Source organism: Pirellulimonas nuda (assembly GCF_007750855.1).
GTDB lineage: Bacteria > Planctomycetota > Planctomycetia > Pirellulales > Lacipirellulaceae > Pirellulimonas > Pirellulimonas nuda.
The window spans coordinates 2,209,205-2,227,356 of sequence record NZ_CP036291.1 but is presented as its reverse complement, the minus strand read 5'-3'; the positions used below and the strand labels follow the sequence as shown (position 1 = coordinate 2,227,356).

Sequence of the window (18,152 nt, the reverse complement as noted above, 5' to 3'; positions counted from 1 at the left end):
CGGACTGGCAGGCCTACGAGCCGGCGCCCCTGCCGCTGAAGACTACTCGGCCGTCATCGCGTAGAGCGGCAGGTGGCGGTAGTGCACCTCGAGCGACAACAGGTTCATCGCGGTCACGTACAGCCTCCCCCCGAACGAGGCCCACTTGTCGGGCGCGGGGCTCCGCGGGTTCCAGCTGCCGGCCAGCTCGCCCGACTGAGACTGCGAGTCGAGCAGCAGCGGGTGCAGGGCGTCGTTCCACGCCCGCCAGTGCTCGCCCCGCATATGGAACATCACCTGGGTGGCGTAGTACCAGTAGTAGGTGTCGCGCAGCGGGTTGTCCGGCGTGCTGGTGGCCGCGATCCGGCCCCCTGCGCCGGGGGTTGGCAGGTTCTTGAGCAGGTGGTCGGCGCCCCGCTGCATGCGGGGGCTCTCGCGGTTCTCTCCCAGGTAGAGCTGGCACAGCAGCCCGACGCTGGTCATCACGGTGCCGGGGTTGCGGCCGTGGGCGGTGACGGGGTCGCCCGGGCTGGCGAGGGGGTTGTAGCAGAATCGGCACCGCTCGCCGCCGGGCTCGCGGCACCGCTCGAGGAACGAACGCACGCCGCGGTAGGTGTTGCGATCGACCTTCAGGCCCGCCAGTTCGCCGCTGCGGAGCGCCATCAACTGCCAACCGGTGACCGACAGGTCTGCGTTCAGGCCCGGCGTGTACCGCCACCCGCCGAGGCCGGCGACCTGGGTGCGTTCGGTGTAGTCGAGCGCCCGTTGGGCGGGACCCCGGAGCTCCGGATCGCCGGTCATGCCGAAGGCCTCGCACAACGCCAGTGAGGCGATGCCGTGGCTGTAGAACTGCGCCACCTGCCAGGGGTTGGCGTCCTCCGCCTCGGCGAACACCAGTCCGCTGGGCTGCTGCGTGGTCAGCAGGTACTTGATGCCGCGGTCGACGACGTCGCGCCGCGGCCCCTCAAAGTGGTCGTAGCCGGCGCCCAAGAACGAAAGCAACGCCAGCCCCGTGGCCGCCGAATCGGCGCGGGCCTGCGCCGCTTCGTCGGCGGGGATCGGCGCCGAGCCCAGGTCGTGGAAAGTCCACCTCCCGTCCGGCTGCTGCAAACGCGTGAGGAAGTCGAGCCCCAGCTCGATCGCGGCCTCGGTGCGCGGGGTCGGCCCCCCCGCGGCGCCGCTCGGGAGCGGTTCGTTGCGGTCGCCACGGCTGCTGAAGGCCGCCGCTGCGCGGCGCTGGCGCCCCGCGATGGTCGGTTGGCCCCCGGCCAGCTCGCTCCGCAAGCGGTCGGCCGTGGCGTGCACAGCCGAGCTGTCGGCCCGCGCCGCTAGGGCGTCGACCCCTACATCCAGTGCCGGCCGCCGCAACATGCCAGGACTGGGAGCACGCGGGCCGAGGCTCGATGCCGGCGCGGGCGCAGGCAGCGGCATCGCCGCGGCCATCGGCCCGACCATGCTCAGCCCGCCGCGGCTAACCGTCGGCGCCTGTCGCGCCGCCGACGCGAGCAGCGGGCGGTCGCCGCCGGGCGCCGCGCCAACGGCGGACGGCGCGGGCGATTCGCTTTGGCCAGCGACCGCACCCAGCAAGGCCGCGCTGTCGACCATCGCCCCGGAAGCCGCACGAGCGACCGGAGCGGCGACGCTAGGCCCCGCATCGGCCCGACCTGGCGCCGGCAGCGCCGCTTCGGGCGACCCGACGACCGGCGCGGCCGCAGCAAGCTGGGCGGCTGCGGCGGCGCCCCCCGACACCGTCGACCGCCGAGGCGCCGCTGGCGAGACGTTCGGCCCCGGCGCCGCGTCTACCTGCCCGTCGCCCGCGTCTGCCGCAGAGCGCTCGGTCAGGGCCCGTTGGGCGGATCGGCTCTCGCTCGCCGCGCTGGCGGACTGGTTGCGCGTTGGGTCTTCCTGCCCGGCCGCATCGGGGTTGTCGATCAGCCTGGCGAGCAGCGCCGACGCCGCGCGTTGGTCGTCCGCCCGCGACCAACCGCTGCGTGCCGCGGCGTTGGGGGCGGGCGCCGGCCCCGGCCGAGGCTGCACGGGCCGCTCGCGCGCCGCCGCGCCCGACGCCGCGATCGGTTGGGCCTGCTCGAGCACCGCCAGCGGCGTGTCGCGTTGCTGCGGCGCCCGGCGGCTGGGGAGCATGATGGAGGGCCCCTCGAACGACCGCTCGGCGAGCGGCATCGGCGTTTGCTCGGCTCGCAGCGTCGGTTCGATACGCGGCAGTTCCGCCACCCGCTGCCGGCGGGCGGCCTCGGGCGGCGCGGCGGGGCTCACCACGGGGATGCGCTGCATCGGCTGCGGCGGGGCGGGGCTGGCCGCCGCGGTTTCTGCCGTGGCCGGCCGCCGTTGTGGCGCGGGGGTCGATGCAACGACCGGCGCCGCGGCGGCGATCGGGAGGTCTTCCAGCGAAGGGAGCGGGGTCGCGGCCACGGGCACGGGGGGCGTGAAGTCGCGGGCCGTCTCGACGGCGGGCGCCGGCCTGGGCTCGACCCGCGGGGGCGCCGCCCGGTCGCGGGTGGGGGTCGTCGCTACGCCCGGCGCGGTGTCTCGCATGTGCGCCCGCTGGCCCGGGTTCTCTGCCAGCCTCGGAGCCGCCGACTCGGGGCGGGGCAGGGCGATCGTGTGGGGGAGCTTCTGCGTGGCGTCGATGGGCGCCTCTGGGGGCGCAATATCCGCTACTTCCTTGGGGGCAGAACGCTCCCGCGAAGGCTCGAGGGTCGCTAGCTGGGCGGCGCCGATCGCCAGCGGCCGTTCGAAGTCGGCCTGCTCGTCGGCGTGCGTCAGGTCTACCTCCACCCGGTCGGGCTCCTTGGGCGCCGGCGTCTCGACCGCCGCGGGGACCGCTGCTGCACGCAGCGCGTCCGCGAGCACGGTCAGGTCGAAGACCGCCAGGGCGACGACCAACGCCGTGTGGGCCAGCAGGCTGAGCGCCACCGCAAACTGCAGCCGCCGCGCGAGCCACGCCCGCCGCATGCCGATCGTCCACACCAGCAGCACGACAATCGCCGCCAGCACGCCGAGGCGGACGAACCCGTTCCGCAAGGGGTCGGGCTGGTCGAAGCCCCCGAGGGCGAGCACCACTCCCGCCGACATCCCCGACCACATCGCCAGCAGGTACGCGGCGCGCCGCCCGTGCCGGGGGGAGTCCTGCCCCGGATCGGCGGCCGTCAGCAGCGGCGGCGGTGCCGATGGCTCGGGGGTGATACGGCGCTGATCGAGCAGGGCGGGCATGGGGAGCGGCGGAGCGTAGCCGGGGCGCGGTTACTCGGTGGCGATCGTGTAGTTCTTGATCCTCGCCTGGTTGCAGGCGTCCATCACCGCCACCAGCGAGCCTGTCCGGCTGTCCTGGTCGGCCCGGATCGTGACGCGTTGCCTCCCAGGGTTCGAGTCGTTGGCCGCCTGGAGTTTGGCGCGCAGGCCCCGGACGTCGAGCCTCTGGCCGTCGACGAAAAAATCACCCGTCGGCGTCAGGTTCACGAAGATCTCCTTCCCCGGGAAGATCGTCGGCGTGGCCTGGCTGGCCCTGGGCAGGTTCACTTCCATATCGCGTTCTTCTTGCTCAAACCGCGATGCGACCAGGAAGAAGATCAGCAGCAAGAACACGACATCGATCAGCGGCGTCATGCTGAGCACGCCTACGGACCTGCCTTTTTGGATGCTTACTGCCATTTTGGTTCTACGAACGGTAGGAAACCGCAAAGACGCCAAGACGCGCCACGAAACGCAAGCGATGCGGGGGGTCGACCGGGGGACTGAATGTTAACTCTCGCAGCAAACTCTCAAACACTTTCTTGATCTTCTTCCGGCGGATTGGTCACCGAGCTCATCAAGATCAACCACGCGCGTCTTGGCGCTCTTGGCGGTTCCACGTCCGTTACGTCGCCGAGCGGACGTCTGCATGGGGGGCGGGGACAGGGTGGGGGAGGTCGGTCGGCTGGCGGCGGGGTCCGCCGCTCGCTAGATCGCGTGGGTCGAGCCTGAGCTTCCCCTCGTAGCGGTCGAGCTGCGGGATGATCTCCGCCAAGAAGTCTTGCGTGTCTCGCAGCATCCGCAGGATGCGTCCCTCGAACATGTGGGCCAGCACCGCGGCGGGGATCGCCACCGCCAGCCCGGCGAGCGTGGTCACCAACGCCACGTAGATCCCCTCGGCCAGCGCCTGCCCCTTGTTCGAGCCGATCGGCAGGTTCGCGGTGGCGAAGAACGACTGGATCATCCCCCAGACCGTCCCCAGCAGCCCCAGCAGCGGCGCCACCGCGGCCGCCATGTTCAGCGTGCGGACGTTGCTGTAGAGCCGGTCGGCCTCGCGTTGCGAGGCTTCGCTGACCGCGTGCTCAACCTCGCTCTGCGGCCGCCCGGTCTTCAGCAGCATCGCTTGGGTGACACGCGCCGCCGACGACGGGTAGCGTTGGCACAGCGCGTACGCCAAGCGGGGGTCGATGGCGCCGTCGTCCGCCAGCCGGCGGAGCCCTGCGAACAGCCCCCGCGGGGCCACCGCGCGCCGCCGCAGGCCGATCCACCGCTCTAGACCGATCGCCAGCACCAGCAGCGACAGCAGCCCGATGGGGATCATCAGCGGGCCGCCGCTGAGCAGCAGCTCGAGGTAGTTGAGCGAGGCAGCGTCCCCCGGCTCGGCCTCCGCGGCTTCTGCCGCAGGGGGCGCGAGCGCTTGTTCGGCCAGCCGAGAGGGGTCGGGGGGCTGGGCCTGAGCAGGGGCGACCAACGCGCCCGCCAAGCAGACCAACAAGATTGCGATCCGATTCATCAGCCGTATGGTTCCCACATCGCCTTGAACAATTGCCTACCCCCGGGGCAGGATTTCATCATTCCCGGTCCAACGCTTGCCCGCAACGGGTGATTCCAAGATTGCTCACCCCACCGGACGGCCCGACGGAGCGGCCCCCGCGCGGACTGGTTGCCGCTCAACCTGCGGCTGCCTGCACGCTACTGGGGTCGCTTGGCGAGGATCGCTCGCGCCTCCCGAGTCTTGGCGTGATCGGGGAAACGCGTCACCAGCTCGCCAAGTAATTTGTCCGCCGCCTGTTGTCGTTCTAGCTGCTCGAGGCAACGCGCCGCCTCGAACAAGGCTTCTGCCTGCCACGGTTGATACTCGACAGGCGACTGGGGGGCCCCGTAGCCGTAGGCGACCTGAAAGAAGGTGCGAACGGCGGGCTCGTACTGCTTCTCGGCGAACTGGAGCTCGCCGATCATGAACTTCGAGCGTGCCGAAAGCGGGGCGTCGTTCTTCTCGGCGAGCGTCTGGAACACCGGCATCGCTTCGCCGCTCCGTCCCAGCTTGACCAGCGCCCATGCCCGCTCGTAGGAGATCTCGTCCGCCTGGGGCGACTGGCCGTGGCGCTGCTGGGCCTCGTCCAGCAGCGACAGGCTCTCCTCCCACTGCCCGAGCTGACCGGCCGATTGCCCGGCGTGCAGCGCGGCCAGCGAGGCCAGCTCCGCGCGGGGCGATCCCCCCGGGCCCAACGCCTCGCGGTACGCCTTGATCGCCGCGGCGTAGTCCTTGGCGCCAAACCGGCACTCGCCCAGCATCACCTTGGCGTCCGCGGCCAAGCCCCCTTGGGGGGCGAGAGCGAGCTGCCCCGTAAACGCTTCGGCCGCGGGGGCGAACTTCTCTTGGCGGTAGCGTGACCAACCGAGCAAGTGCAGCGCTTGCTCTTTGAGGTCGGCGTCGGCGGCTTGCTCCGCAGCGAGCGCAAAGGCGGCCTCGGCCCGATCGAGCTCGCCCAACGTGTAGGCAACGTCGCCTAGCTGGTAGCGGGCCTCGGCCGCGAGCACGGGCGACTTCTTGCTGGCCGCGGCGCGTTCGAACAGCCGCACGGCTAGCTGGTCGTCGCCGGCGGCGCGGGCGAGCAGCGCCCGCTGGTACATCGCCTGCTGGGTGACGTCCGAATCGGGATGGTTTCGGATCACCTTCTCAAACGCCGAAGCCGCGTCTTGCGGGCGTTCGAGCGCCGCGAGCGCCGCGCCCCGCAGGTACAGGGCCTGCGGCTCGTCGGCGTTGGCGCCGTCGAGCGCCTCGAGCGCCTCGCGGTGCTTGCCCGCGCCGAACAGGGCGGTGGCAACCATCATCGCCTTTTGTGGGCTGGCCGCGCCGTCCGAACCGGCGAGCAGCGCCGCGGCCTCGTCGTTCTTGCCCTGGGTAATTAGCTTTCTTGCGGCGGCCAACCGCGCGGCGCCGGCCGCTTCGGCCGCGCGCTCCGCCAGCGGGTCGTTGGGGAACTGCTTGAGCAGCCGGTCGGCCAGACGCTGGGCCTCGGCGAACTGATCGGCGCTCATCGCCGCCGTGGCGGCCAGGTAGAGCGCCCGGGGCGCCAGCGCCCCCTGCGGGGCGTCGTCGGCCACGGCCAGGTACGCGGCCACGACCTTGGTCGCCTCGGTCTTCTCTGCGCCGGCCAGGCCGTCTGCGCGGTCCATTAGCAGCTTGTTCTTCCAATCCGCCGCCGGGCCGGTGGCCAGCGCCGCGTCGGCCTGCTTGAGGGCGAGGTCGGGGCGTTTCTCTTTTAAGAGCGCCTGACAGTGCCAGTGGGCCGCTTCGGCCGAGTCCGGCCAGGGCGCTGCTTTCCAGGCCGCCGAGAACCAACGGGCCGCTTCGCCGTACCTCTCCGCGAGGAAGCAGCACTTGCCCGCCGCGAGCCGGGCGTCCGCCGCCAGCGGCGATTGCGCGTGCTTCTCGACCAGGGCCTTGTAGGCCGCGGCCGCTTCCTCGAATTTCTCAGCGCGGTAGAGGCAGAAGCCCTGCCGCTCGAGCGCGTAGTCGGCCTCCGGAGCGCCGGGCAACTTGGCGGCGGCCTCGAAGTCTTGCGCCGCCGGCAGGAACTGGTCGAGCGCCAGCCGGGCGGCGCCGCGGCCCATCAGCGCCTCGCCCCGCGAGGCGTTGTCTAGGCCGGCGGACGAGAGCAACGCGTCGTAGGCGCTCAGCGCCTGCTGAGGCTCTCCCGCGTCCACCAGCGTCGCGGCGAGCCTCAGCCTCGCGCGGCGGGCCAAGTCGCCATCGGGGCTGGACTTCAGGAAGCCGCGGAATGCTTCCGCGGCGGGCCCGAGCTGCCCCAGCGCCGCCAGGGTCTCGCCGCGGTAGAAGCGAGACTGGTCGACAAACTTGCTCTTGGGAAAACGCCGGATGAGGTTGTCGAACGACTCTAACGCGGCCCGCATGGCCGGTTCATTGAGCGTCGGCCCCGGAGACTGGTTGAAGTAGGCGAGCCCCAAGTTCGCCAGGGCAGGCTCGACGAGCGATTCGTCGCCAGAGTTGTCCACGACCGTCTCGAAGAGGCCGGCCGCCTCGTCGAACGCCCCCAGCGAAAAGCGGCAGACCGCCAGGTTGTAACGCGCCCGGGCCACCTCCGGGCCGTCGGGGTCGGCGTCGATAATCGCCTGCCACTCTTTCGCGGCCAAATCATGCAGGCCGCGGTCCTGCAGGGCGATGGCGCCGGCGAAATCCGCGGCGCACACCGGCGCCGAGACCAGCAGTCCCGCCGCGAGAAAGATCCGATAGCAAACGTTGAGCATGCAGGATTATCGCCCAATGGCGCCGCATTTGGCTAGCACAAACGCGGCTAAGGGTGCGCTTCTTTGTCGGCGGGACCGCCCGCGCTGTGCGGCGTGCCCCCCGCCAACCGGTACGATTCTCCCCCGCGGAGCCCAACTATTTCGGTCCTTGCCCCTGCATTCGGAAGGCCCGCCGACTTTTCTGGGCGACCACGGCGCAACTCTTGCTTGACACTTTACTTACGGCGCGTTGCAATAGTACTAGCAGCACGCGGGCCGGCGTCGCTCCCGAAATACAGAAACGTCTCCGAGGTACGCCGTGACCGGCCCACAGTCTCATTCTGCGCACTTCCTACCCTCTGCTGCGCGTCGCCTGCCCGCCCGACGGGCCCGCTCTCTGCGCGGCATTACGCTGGTCGAGATGCTCGCCGCGATGGCGATCACCCTGGTGATGATGGCCGCCGCGGTGACCGTGTTCGCCAATATCAGCAGCAGCGTCTCGCGTCGCCGGGCGACCATGGAGATGAACACCCAGCTCCGCCACGTCCGCGGCGTGCTGCAGCGCGACCTAGCCGGCGCCACCTGCCCGGCCATCCCTTGGCAACGCCCCGAGTCGAACCACGGGTACCTGGAGATCATCGAGGGGCCGCGCACCGACTTCGACCCCAGCATCTGGCTGCGAGACACCAACAACGACGGTCTCCCCGACGGCCCCGGCGGTTTGTCGCTGGACCTAGCGGTGTCGCAGATCCCCAGCAGCACCGCGCTTGTGCTCCCCGGGTCAGAGTACCTCTACGCCACCCCGACCAGCGTCACCAGCGCGCAGGGCGTGACCGATGGCCGCGGCCTGGGGGACTGGGACGACACGCTGATGCTCACCGTGCGGAACGAGACCGAGCCGTTCGTGGGCCGCGTGCCGCAGCTATCCAACGTGACCGACACGTTCCCCAACTGGGGGTTCCGCACAGTGGAGTCGCCGCTGGCGGAGGTGGTGTGGTACGCGCTCGAGAACCCGGTCGAGCCCGTCGGCGCCCAGTCCAACTACTTCTTCGGCGAGGGGTTCCGCACCGTCTACCGGCGGGCGTTGTTGATCCTGCCGTCGATCGACCTCGGCCTGGTGGTCGGCACCACACGGGTCGGTCCGGGGGTGGCGCGGGTCTTGGGCGACGGCGTTGACAAGAACGAAGTCGACCAAGCCATCGCGTCGCTGGTGGCCTTCCAATCGATCTACGACCTCTCGGTCCGGCTGGAGTGGGACCCGCAGCTCGGCGCGGACGGACGCTGGAAGCTGGTCGCCAACACGCTGGCTGACTTGACCAAGCGAGAGAACCGCTACGAGCACCACGGCTACTACGACGACAGCACAGGGCAGGGGAGGCGTTTCCCGTTCGCCGCCCTATCGATCGGATCGGGTTACACCAATGGCGGTGGGGTCTCCTTTGTTCAGGACCCAGAGTTCGCGGCGCCGGCCCCCGCCGCAACCGGCAGCGTCGTCGTCAACAACGGCGCCATCGTGGCGTACGGGGTGACGGCCCGCGGATCGTACGCGGTGCGGCCCTTTGCTCGACCCACTACGCCGTCCAGCTTCCCCGCCACGGCCCGCGTGGTCCTGCTGGAGATCGGCAACGGTCGAGGCGAGGTCGCCTACATCACCCACGGCATGGCGCCGCTGGCCGGCGACCGCCGCGGCCAGGACGTGATGCTGACCGACGCCGCGGCGTTCGACCTGCGGGCGTTTGACCCCGGTGCGCCGCTGTACCAGCAGAACGTGGCCAGCTTGGTGGTGCAGCCCAGCGACGCGAGCTGGGTCGCGGCCTACCAGGCAGATGTGAACCTCGACAACGCTGTGGGGAGCATCGCCGCGAACAACGGCTGGTCGTACGTCGGCCAGGGCGCCTACGTCGATCTCGGCTACGGGTTCGACCGCCTGAACATCGCCGGCAACACCACCGCTCGGCAGTTGGCCTTCCCGGGCCTGGCCGCCAGCCTCACCGGCGCCGAACCCAAGTTCTTCGAGGCTCGCGCTATCCGCAACGTCAACACCGGCGCCGACATCGCACCTGGCTACTCCGTCTACGACACGTGGTCGCGACACTACGAGAACAACGGCATCGACGAGGACGGGGACGCTATGTTCGACGAGTCGACCAACGGGTTTGACGACCGCGACCCACGCGGCGGCGGAAACCTGTCTTTGGTAGACAACAACGCAGACCTCCCCATCAACGGCGTCGACGATCCCTCGGAGCGCGAAACCGCTCCCCCGTACGAGACGCCGCTGCGCGGCGTTCAGGTCTCGATCCGCGCCTACGAACGCGACAGCCGGCAGCTCCGCGAAGTGAGCGTCCGCCAGGCGTTTGTGCCGAAGTAGCCCGGCAGCCGCCATGGACGACTCCACCCACCGTATCCGCCTCCGCGGCCCCTGGCTGGCCGCCGACGGGGGGCGGGTGAGGCTGCCCGCCTCCTGGGCAGAAGCGCTGGGCGGAGCCGGCGAGGGGTCGCTCTCGCGGCGGTTTCAGCGTGGTTCTATCTCTACCGAGCACGACCGCGTTACGGTGCACGCGGAGTCCCCGCACCATCTTCTTGGGGTCACGCTGAACGCTGCGGCGATCGAGCCCGGCGCCGACGATGTCGCGGCGATGCTGCAAGACTCCAATACCCTTGAAGTGCGGCTCCGCCGCTCGGAACCCGCGGGAGCGAACCCCGCGTCGGTGCTGGAGGTCTGGTTGGAGGTTGAGGACGGGTAATCGCGATCCGAACTCCGCGCCCTCTCGAAGCACCCTCCCCAGCGGCGCTCCCCGGACTATCGGCGGAGGCCGACGGCGCGCAAAATCCCTCTAAACAAAACTCCCCGACACCCCTCACACAGAACAATGCCCAACTGCGTCCTTGCGTATTCCGGCGGCCTCGACACCTCCGTCATCCTCGGCTGGCTCCAGGACCAGGGGTACGAAGTCCACTGCGTTTACGTCGACGTCGGCCAGCCCTGTGAAGACCGCGACGCGATCATGCAGAAGGCCCACAACTGTGGGGCCGCCTCGGCGCGGCTGGTCGACGTGCGTGAGGAGCTGTGCCGCGACTTTGCCTTCCCGGTGCTGCAGTGGCAGGCCAAGTACGAGGGGATCTACCTGCTGGGGACCTCGATCGCGCGGCCGCTGATCTCCAAGGCTTGTCTGGAGGTAGCGCGTGAGGTCAATGCAGAGGCCTACGCCCACGGCGCCACCGGCAAGGGGAACGACCAGTGCCGCTTTCAACTTGCGGCCGAGGCGCTCGACCCGAACGTCAAGATCCTGGCGCCCTGGCGGATGGAGTCGTTCCGCTCGCTCTTCCCGGGCCGGAAGGAGATGATCGACTACTGCGACGCGAAGCAGATCCCGGTCAAGGCGTCGCTGGCCAAGCCCTACAGCAGCGACGAGAACTGCCTGCACATCAGCTACGAGGCGGGCGAGCTAGAAGACCCCGCCGTGTGCGGCGTCGATCGCGTTGACTTCGGGATGACCGTCTCGCCGCAGCAGGCGCCCGACAAGGTGGAGGAGGTGACGATCGGCTTCGAGTCGGGCGTCCCCACCTCGGTCAACGGGAAAGTGCTTTCGGCGCTCGCGGTTGTCGAGACGCTCAACCAGATCGCGGGACGCAACGGCGTGGGGCGGATCGACATCGTCGAGAACCGCTTCGTCGGCATGAAGAGCCGCGGCGTGTACGAGGCGCCCGGCATGACCCTGCTGTACGCCGCCCACTTGCAGTTGGAGCAGCTCACCCTGGACCGCGACCTGGTGCACCTCCGCGACCGCATCAGCCCCGAGGTGGCCGAGATGGTCTACTACGGCTTCTGGTACGGGGCCAAGATGGACGCCCTGATGGCGTTCATCCGCGAGGCGCAGCGGCCGGTCACTGGCGAGGTGAAGCTGGGGCTCTACAAGGGGAACATCCTCATCCACAGCCGCACCAGCCCCACGAGCCTGTACGACGCCGCGATCGCCAGCATGGAAGGGGGCGCCGCGGACTACGACCAGACCGACGCCGCCGGCTTCCTCCGCCTGCAGGGCCTCCCGGGCCGCGTGCAGAGCCGGGTGCGCCCCCGGGAGTGGTGAGCCCCCACAGGCGCCAGCCCCGCTGCTAGAGCATCCCAAGAGCTATTAGCCGATGGGCTCCGCCCCGTCGGGGTGAATCGAACGACGCTGTTTTCCAAGCACCCCGACGGGGCGGAGCCCGTCGGCTGTTTTCGCGTTTTGGGGCCGCGTTTTGGAGCAAGGAGCACGATCGACCGCTGGTTCTGCTAGCGGCGTCGGTTCGGTCTTTTGTCGGGAGGCCCACTTCTGTAGGCTCCGCGGCCCAGGTCCTACGAGGCCGGTGCGCTATGACCGAAACGATATCCTTGCCGATGCACGCTTGCCCCCACCCGCGACGGATCCTGGTGATCCGCCTGCGGCAGCTCGGCGACACGCTGCTGGCGACGCCGCTGCTGCGACAGCTACGCAGGCTCTACCCGGCCGCCGAGATCGACGTGCTGTGCCAGCCACAGAACGAAGCGATCCTGCGGCACAACCCGAACATCGACCGGCGGATCATTCTGCCCGCGGGCGCCGGGGTCCGGCGGTTTTTGGAGGTCGCGGCCGGCCTGCGCCAGCAGAAGTACGACTGGGTGCTCGACAGCCAAGCGATGCCGAAGACCGCGGTGCTGACCCGGCTGTCGGGCGCCGCGCGTCGCGTCCCGCTCCGCAGCCGGCCGCTGCGTAACCGGCTGTTCTACACCCACGCCATCGACGATGCGCAAGCGCCGCTGGAGTACGCCGGCCGCCAGAACCTGAGGCTGACGCTCGACCCGCGGGTCGACCTCGACGACCTGGCCCTCGACTTCCCGATAGGGCCGGAGTCCGAGGCCGTGGCGGACCGTTTCGCGCGCCGCTACCTGGCGGGCCCCACCGCGGCGATTTTTGTCGTCGCCAGCACGCCCGAGAGGCAGTGGCCCTTGGAGCGTTTCGCGGAGCTTGCCGACCGGTTGGCCGACAGCGGGCTGCGGCCGCTGCTGCTCTACGGTCCGGGCCAGGAAGGGGCCGCCCGCAGCGTCGCCGATCGCATGCGGCGCCAGGCGCTAGTCGACTACCCGCAGCTCGGGTTCGCGGAGCTGCGCGGCGTGCTCGCACGCTGCGACCTGTTCATCGGCAACGACGGCGGCCCGCACCACGTCGCCACGGCGGCGGGCGTGCCGAGCGTCACCCTGTTCCGCATCAACCCGGTGCGGTGGTCCCCCCCTGCGCGGCCCCACCAGCGCTTCGTCGCCTCGACCGACGTCGCCTCGCCGCACGAAGCGTGCGGCCTCTTCACCCCCGAACCGTTCGAGTCGATCCCCGTGGACGCCGTCTGGCGCCAGATCGAACGGAGCCTCTCGGCGCCGGCGCTGCGCGTTGCGTAGGTCCGCCTGGCAGGTCAATATACTGCTGCCCGCTAGGGGCGAGCGGTTAGGGGCGAGGGGCGAGTACGCGCAAGCGATGGAGAGGCTGTCTTGGATAGCTACCGTGATCTAAAAGTCTGGCAGGCTGGCATTGCCCTTAGCCTGGATATCTACCGCGCGACCAAGCAGCTTCCGAAAGAAGAGCTTTACGGCCTAGTAAGTCAGATGAGGCGCGCCGCAGTTTCGATACCCTCCAATGTCGCCGAAGGACATGCACGCGGCTCGACACCGGAATTCCTGCGATTCTTAGCGATCGCTCGTGGTTCTCTGGCAGAGCTGGAGACGCAGCTCATCATTGCGACTCGGCTGGAGCTCTTGCGACAAGACAGCTCCAACGAGATCCTTCATAAAGCAGACGAGCTGAGTCGGATGCTCAGTGGCCTAAGGACATCACTTCAAAAACGTCTGCCTCAAAAGTAAGGCCGCAAGCCGTACTCGCCCCTCGCCCCTCGCCCCTCCTTCATGTACCTAAGCAACAACCCAGTCCTTCAGCACGAGCTGCTTGCGAACCTCCGCATGCCGCGGGCGTTCTTGTTGCTTGCGGCTTACATTGGGCTGCTGGGTGTGGTGGTGATGCTGGCCTGGCCGGAGGCGCAGAAGGTTGACTTGGCGCAGCCCGAAGAGGCCAAGCGGCTGGTGAACCTGTTCTTCTTGGGGCAGTACCTGCTGGCGTCGCTGATGGCGCCCAGCTTCGCCGCGGGGGCGATCACGGGCGAGAAAGAGCGGCTCAGCTTCGAGATGCTGCTGGCCAGCCCGCTGAGGCCCGGGGCCATCGTGCTGGGCAAGCTGCTGGCGGCGCTGACGCACCTGGGCATCTTGATGCTCTGCTCGCTGCCGATCGTGATGCTCTGCCTGCCGCTGGGGGGCGTCTCGGCGTACGAGGTGTTTGCCGCGTACTTTGCCATGATCACCAGCGTGGCGCTGTTCGGCGTCATCAGCCTGTGGGCCAGCAGCATCTTCCAACGGACCAGCGCTTCGCTGGTGGTCTCCTACTTGCTGATCTTGCCTCTGGCCATGCTGGGGGTGCTGATGTGGAACGCGTTGGGCCGGGTCGGCGGGATCCGGTTGGCGGTGATCCTGGTCTTCTTTCCGGCGGTCTGCCTGACCCTCAGCACCGTGCTGTGGCGGCAGGCGTGTCGGCGATTGCTCTACCCGGCCGACCTGGGGTCCGGCGGCGCCGAGGTGATCGACCTCGAGTCGGAGTCGCAGAAGTCGGTGGGGCTCTACATCAAGCGCGACGAGTTCCCCGACAAGCTCTTCGCCCCCCCCAAACGCACCACCTTCATCGAAGACGGCGTCAACCCGATCTACGACAAGGAGATGCGGAGCGAGATCTTCGCCCAGGGGACGCTGATGCTGCGCGTGGTGATCCAGGTGAGCATGGCGCTGGCCATCCCCATCATGGCCTGCGCGCTGTACATCTGGCCCTGGTACGCGCCGTGGTACATCGCGTACGTGATCTTGTTCAACATGCTCGTCGGCCCGGTCTTCTCAGCGGGCAGCGTCTGCAGCGAACGCGAACGCCAGACGCTCGACCTGCTGCTGGTGACGCTCATCACCCCCTGGCAGATGATGTGGGGCAAGCTGCTCTCGGGGCTGCGCGTCTCGAGCGTGCTGACCGGGTTCTTGTTGTGGCCCGTGCTGCTGGCGTGCGTCATGCCGGGCATCGGCTTCTTGACCAACCTGCCGACGATGGCCGGCTACATGTTAATCGTGGCATTCACCTGCCTGACCACGGCGATGACGGCCCTGGCCGCCTCGACGCTGTTCCGCAAGTCGAGCACGGCGCTGATCGCCAGCTACCTAGTGGTGGTGACGCTGTTCGCCGCCCCGGTAGCGGCCCGGTTCTTCACAGAGACCTTCTTCCGCGGCGCCCCCGCATCGAGCGCCGTCGAGGCGATGCAGTCCACCAGCCCGCTGGCCGCGGCCTTCGCGCTGCCGCTCTCGATCGAACGTGGGGAGCGGGGCCAGACCAACTTAGCCCAGGCCGCCGGCGAGCCCTACATCGTTCTGGGGTTCTTTGGCTGGTCGGTGGCGTACAACCTGGTCGTCCTCGGGCTGATCGTCTGGTTGTTCCGGTCGCGGTGGCGCGTGGCGGACTAGCGCGCCCGGGGCGGGCCTCGGGTCGCCCCGGTTGAAGCGGTTTGACGGGGCCCGCGGCCGGCGTTCTGAGGGCCGGCGGCCGTTTGATTGACGGAGGTTGAACGGCCAATTAGGATCGGGACTAGGCCGTTTTCTCGTCCTTCGACCGAGGCAAGATCTCCTCCAAGCTCCTTCCCGCACACGTGCGGAACCACCCAAGGTAACGCTAAGCCAGCAAAAGCGGCGGCCAAGCCCTCTCTCGGCGGCGCAACGATCTACGCGATCGCGGCGCCGGTCGGAGCGCTTGGCCGCCGCTTTTGGTTCTAGGCGACCCGGGTGGCGCACCTACACCGAGGCAGAACTACATGCATACCTATTCACGCTCCGCAGCGATCATGCTGGCGGCGCTATGCCTCTCTGCCGACAGGGCCGCCGCGTGCGTCCTCTGTGAGCAGGGCGCCTGCCCTCTGCACGCCCACGTGGTCATCGGCGGTGGCGAGGACGTCCCCCTGCTCGCCTCGGAGTTCGACCCCGGCGTGCCCGCTTTCCAGGTCAGCGCGCGCTGGACCTCCACCGCCACCCAGCCCTCCTTCAGCGGCGGGACCGGCGCCATCGGCTCGCCGGCCATTATCACCTGGGGCGTCGTGCCAGACGGCACGCCGGTCTTTGCCGGGACGTACGGAAACGACCCCAGCAACCTTATCGCCACCTTCGACGGGCTCTACCCTTCCGGCGGGCTCCCTTCGGACCCGCTGATCGACCGCCCGTGGATGCAGCTTTACAAGCAGGTGTTCGATCGCTGGTCGGAACTCGGCGGCGTGAGCTTTGTGTACGAGCCCAACAACACAACCTCGGGCATCTCGACCGTGACCGGCACGCTGGGTGTGAACTCCGACATCCGGATCGCCGGCCACCTGATTGACGGCGAGGTGCCCGGCGTGCCGTCGATCGTCGCCATCAACTACTTCCCGAACAACGCCGACCAGGTGCTCGACACCGCAAACGTGCTCTTCTACGGCAACACGGAGCTCAACTCGCTCCGCTTCCGCAACACGGTCGGCCACGAGATCGGCCACGCGTTGGGGTTCAACCACGTCGAGGACCGCGCCGAGTACGGCATCCTGATGGAGCCGCGGATCACGATCGGGTTTGACGGCCCGCAGTTCGACGACATCCTGGCGCTGCACCGCAACTACGGCGACCGGTTGGAGAAGAGCGGCGGCAACGACACCGCCGCGACCGCCACACAGGCCGGCGTGATCTCGCCCGGCGGCTCTTGGCAGATCGGCACGTCGGCCGGTTCTGCGGTGGTGACGCCGGACCAGTCCGACTTCATCAGCATCGACAACCTTTCGGACGTCGACTACTACGAGTTTTCTGTCGCCCAGGCGATGCTGGTCGACGTCCGGCTCACGCCGGTCGGCCCGTCGTACGGGATCGACGCCGCGAGCGGGGACCCGCTGTTCGTCACGTCGCACCTGGCCGACCTCAGCCTCGAACTCTTGGCCAACAGCCAGACGGTCGGGTTCGCAAACCTGCGTGGCTACGGCTTCGCAGAGACCATTTCGGGCCTCCAGGCGCTTCCGGGGGTGATCTACCACGCGGTGGCCCGCGGAGTGTCGGGGCAGGTGCAGATGTACCGCCTTGAGATCTCGGCCGTCCCGGAGCCGGCCTCGGCGCTGCTCATGGCCCTAGGGCTCGCGGCGTTCGCGCGTTGCCGGCGTTGGCGCGGCGCGTGTGCGTAGGCCAACGGAAGCACGGATCGCCGGGCCGCGCCCGTCGTGCGTCGCTGTCGGCTCGGCCGGCTAGCTTGACGCTCGCTCGATGCGACGCGATAACCCACCCCATATGGAACCCCCCGCGCCGCTGACGCAAGACGACCGCGACCTGCTGCACTACGAGACGCGTCTCACGCGTCCCGTGGCCGCCAAGGCGGCAGAGTTCTGCGCCGACGGCCGGCTGCGGCACGTGATCTTTTCCGGGCAGTTGAGCCCCCATCTGCTCGACGCCCTGGCGGGCACGGCCGATCGGATCCGGCTGCTCTCTCAGACCCGTGCGGGGCAAGACTTTCTCATCGGCCTCGCCCCCCACAAGCGGGCCATGCTGTACTTTACGCAGCCCTCAACGCGGACCTTCCTCTCCTTCATGGCGGCCTGCCAGATCTTGGGGATCACCTGCAACGAGGTCCGCGACCCCTCTACTTCGAGCGAGACCAAGGGGGAGACCCGTTTCGACTCGATCCGGATGTTCAGCAGTTACTTCGACCTGATCATCATGCGTTCTCCCATCGCTAGGCTGGCCGAGTGCTGCGCCTACCTGATGAACGACCTGGAGGCCAGCGGCTCGCGCAGCGTGCCGATCATCAACGCCGGCTCCGGGGCCGACGAGCACCCCACGCAGGCGCTGCTGGACATCTACACGCTGCAGCGGACGTTCAACTTCGAGAACCCAAAGGACTCCCCCGGCGCCGGCAAACTAGAAGAGCTGCGCAAACAGCACGGCTTCGAGGGCCTGGAGCGGGGCCTGGCGGGGAAGACGTACGGGTTCTGCGGAGACATCTGCCGGGGCCGCACCGTGCGGTCGCTGGCGATGCTGCTGGCCGCCTACCCCGGCGTGCGGCTGGTGTTCATCACCCCCGACCACCCGCGGCTGCGTATGCGAGACGACCTGCGGGATCGGCTGCGTGAACGGGGCGTCGCCGTGGTCGAGCTCGACTCGTTCGAGGCCGCCATCGACGGGCGGCCCGCCATCGAGCAGATCGACGCGCTCTACATGACCCGCGTACAGAAGGAGCACAACGAGCCCGGCGACGCCGAATCGCTCGCGGCGATCGACTTCAGCCAGTACCGGCTCAGCATGGCGCTTGTGTCGCGGATGAAGCGGTACGCCCCCATCCTGCACCCGTTCCCGCGCGACCAGCACTTCGGCGAGATCCCGCACGAGATCGACAACGACCCCCGAGCGATGTACTTCCGGCAAGCAAGAAACGGCATGTGGATCCGCGCCGCGTTGCTGGCCCACGTGCTGGGCCTCGACGTGGCGGCTGCGCCGCCGGGGCTAGGGGCTAGGATTTAGTGGCTGGGGTTTAGTGGCTGGGGCTTGGAGATTGAGGCTTGGAGATTGGGGCCGCGCCAGGCGG

General features: G+C 69.0%; 12 protein-coding genes. 8 read left to right on the top strand and 4 right to left on the bottom strand.

All coding sequences use genetic code 11. The annotated features are described in order from the left end of the window. Nucleotides 1-42: 42 nt before the first annotated feature. The 4 genes from Pla175_RS09190 to Pla175_RS09175 all read right to left on the bottom strand — a co-directional run bounded on the left by Pla175_RS09190 (nt 43) and on the right by Pla175_RS09175 (nt 7,500). Nucleotides 43-3,210, bottom strand: coding sequence for a hypothetical protein (locus Pla175_RS09190; RefSeq protein ID WP_145283437.1), 3,168 nt, complete (start codon nt 3,208-3,210; stop codon nt 43-45). 30 nt (nt 3,211-3,240) lie between these two features. Further along, nucleotides 3,241-3,648: an ExbD/TolR family protein gene (locus Pla175_RS09185; protein WP_145283435.1), complete on the bottom strand. Its 408-nt coding sequence runs from the start codon at nt 3,646-3,648 to the stop codon at nt 3,241-3,243. Between the two features lie 205 nt (nt 3,649-3,853). Beyond that, the gene (locus tag Pla175_RS09180; protein WP_145283433.1) at nt 3,854-4,741 is read right to left on the bottom strand and encodes a MotA/TolQ/ExbB proton channel family protein; all 888 of its coding nucleotides are present in this window, start codon (nt 4,739-4,741) and stop codon (nt 3,854-3,856) included. Between the two features lie 179 nt (nt 4,742-4,920). Then, entirely contained in the window at nt 4,921-7,500 is a 2,580-nt protein-coding gene (locus Pla175_RS09175) for a tetratricopeptide repeat protein (RefSeq protein ID WP_145283431.1), read from the bottom strand. Nucleotides 7,501-7,798: 298 nt separating this feature from the next. Between Pla175_RS09175 and Pla175_RS09170 the strand changes: the two genes are divergently transcribed. The 8 genes from Pla175_RS09170 to Pla175_RS09135 all read left to right on the top strand — a co-directional run bounded on the left by Pla175_RS09170 (nt 7,799) and on the right by Pla175_RS09135 (nt 18,088). Further along, entirely contained in the window at nt 7,799-9,850 is a 2,052-nt protein-coding gene (locus Pla175_RS09170; RefSeq protein ID WP_145283429.1) for a prepilin-type N-terminal cleavage/methylation domain-containing protein, read from the top strand. Nucleotides 9,851-9,863: 13 nt separating this feature from the next. After that, nucleotides 9,864-10,226, top strand: a complete 363-nt coding sequence (locus Pla175_RS09165; RefSeq protein WP_145283427.1) for a hypothetical protein — start codon at nt 9,864-9,866, stop codon at nt 10,224-10,226. 126 nt (nt 10,227-10,352) lie between these two features. Continuing rightward, complete coding sequence (locus Pla175_RS09160) at nt 10,353-11,570, top strand: argininosuccinate synthase (protein ID WP_145283425.1); 1,218 nt, start codon at nt 10,353-10,355, stop codon at nt 11,568-11,570. A gap of 266 nt (nt 11,571-11,836) precedes the next feature. Continuing rightward, nucleotides 11,837-12,892: a glycosyltransferase family 9 protein gene (locus tag Pla175_RS09155; protein ID WP_145283423.1), complete on the top strand. Its 1,056-nt coding sequence runs from the start codon at nt 11,837-11,839 to the stop codon at nt 12,890-12,892. A 90-nt stretch (nt 12,893-12,982) separates the two neighbouring features. After that, entirely contained in the window at nt 12,983-13,351 is a 369-nt protein-coding gene (locus Pla175_RS09150; protein WP_145283421.1) for a four helix bundle protein, read from the top strand. A 42-nt stretch (nt 13,352-13,393) separates the two neighbouring features. Further along, on the top strand, nt 13,394-15,034 hold the full coding sequence (locus tag Pla175_RS09145) for an ABC transporter permease (RefSeq protein ID WP_145283419.1): 1,641 nt from the start codon (nt 13,394-13,396) through the stop codon (nt 15,032-15,034). A 344-nt stretch (nt 15,035-15,378) separates the two neighbouring features. Then, a complete protein-coding gene (locus Pla175_RS09140) occupies nt 15,379-16,758 on the top strand; it encodes a PEP-CTERM sorting domain-containing protein (protein ID WP_145283417.1) in 1,380 nt (459 codons plus the stop codon). A gap of 103 nt (nt 16,759-16,861) precedes the next feature. Then, on the top strand, nt 16,862-18,088 hold the full coding sequence (locus tag Pla175_RS09135) for an aspartate/ornithine carbamoyltransferase family protein (protein ID WP_145283415.1): 1,227 nt from the start codon (nt 16,862-16,864) through the stop codon (nt 18,086-18,088). Nucleotides 18,089-18,152 lie beyond the last annotated feature (64 nt).

Coding starts and splice junctions, on each gene's coding strand:
- Pla175_RS09190 (WP_145283437.1), bottom strand. CDS start 3,210: ATGCCCGCCCTGCTCGATCAGCGCCGTATCACCCCCGAGCCATCGGCA.
- Pla175_RS09185 (WP_145283435.1), bottom strand. CDS start 3,648: ATGGCAGTAAGCATCCAAAAAGGCAGGTCCGTAGGCGTGCTCAGCATG.
- Pla175_RS09180 (WP_145283433.1), bottom strand. CDS start 4,741: ATGAATCGGATCGCAATCTTGTTGGTCTGCTTGGCGGGCGCGTTGGTC.
- Pla175_RS09175 (WP_145283431.1), bottom strand. CDS start 7,500: ATGCTCAACGTTTGCTATCGGATCTTTCTCGCGGCGGGACTGCTGGTC.
- Pla175_RS09165 (WP_145283427.1), top strand. CDS start 9,864: ATGGACGACTCCACCCACCGTATCCGCCTCCGCGGCCCCTGGCTGGCC.
- Pla175_RS09160 (WP_145283425.1), top strand. CDS start 10,353: ATGCCCAACTGCGTCCTTGCGTATTCCGGCGGCCTCGACACCTCCGTC.
- Pla175_RS09155 (WP_145283423.1), top strand. CDS start 11,837: ATGACCGAAACGATATCCTTGCCGATGCACGCTTGCCCCCACCCGCGA.
- Pla175_RS09145 (WP_145283419.1), top strand. CDS start 13,394: ATGTACCTAAGCAACAACCCAGTCCTTCAGCACGAGCTGCTTGCGAAC.
- Pla175_RS09140 (WP_145283417.1), top strand. CDS start 15,379: ATGCATACCTATTCACGCTCCGCAGCGATCATGCTGGCGGCGCTATGC.
- Pla175_RS09135 (WP_145283415.1), top strand. CDS start 16,862: ATGGAACCCCCCGCGCCGCTGACGCAAGACGACCGCGACCTGCTGCAC.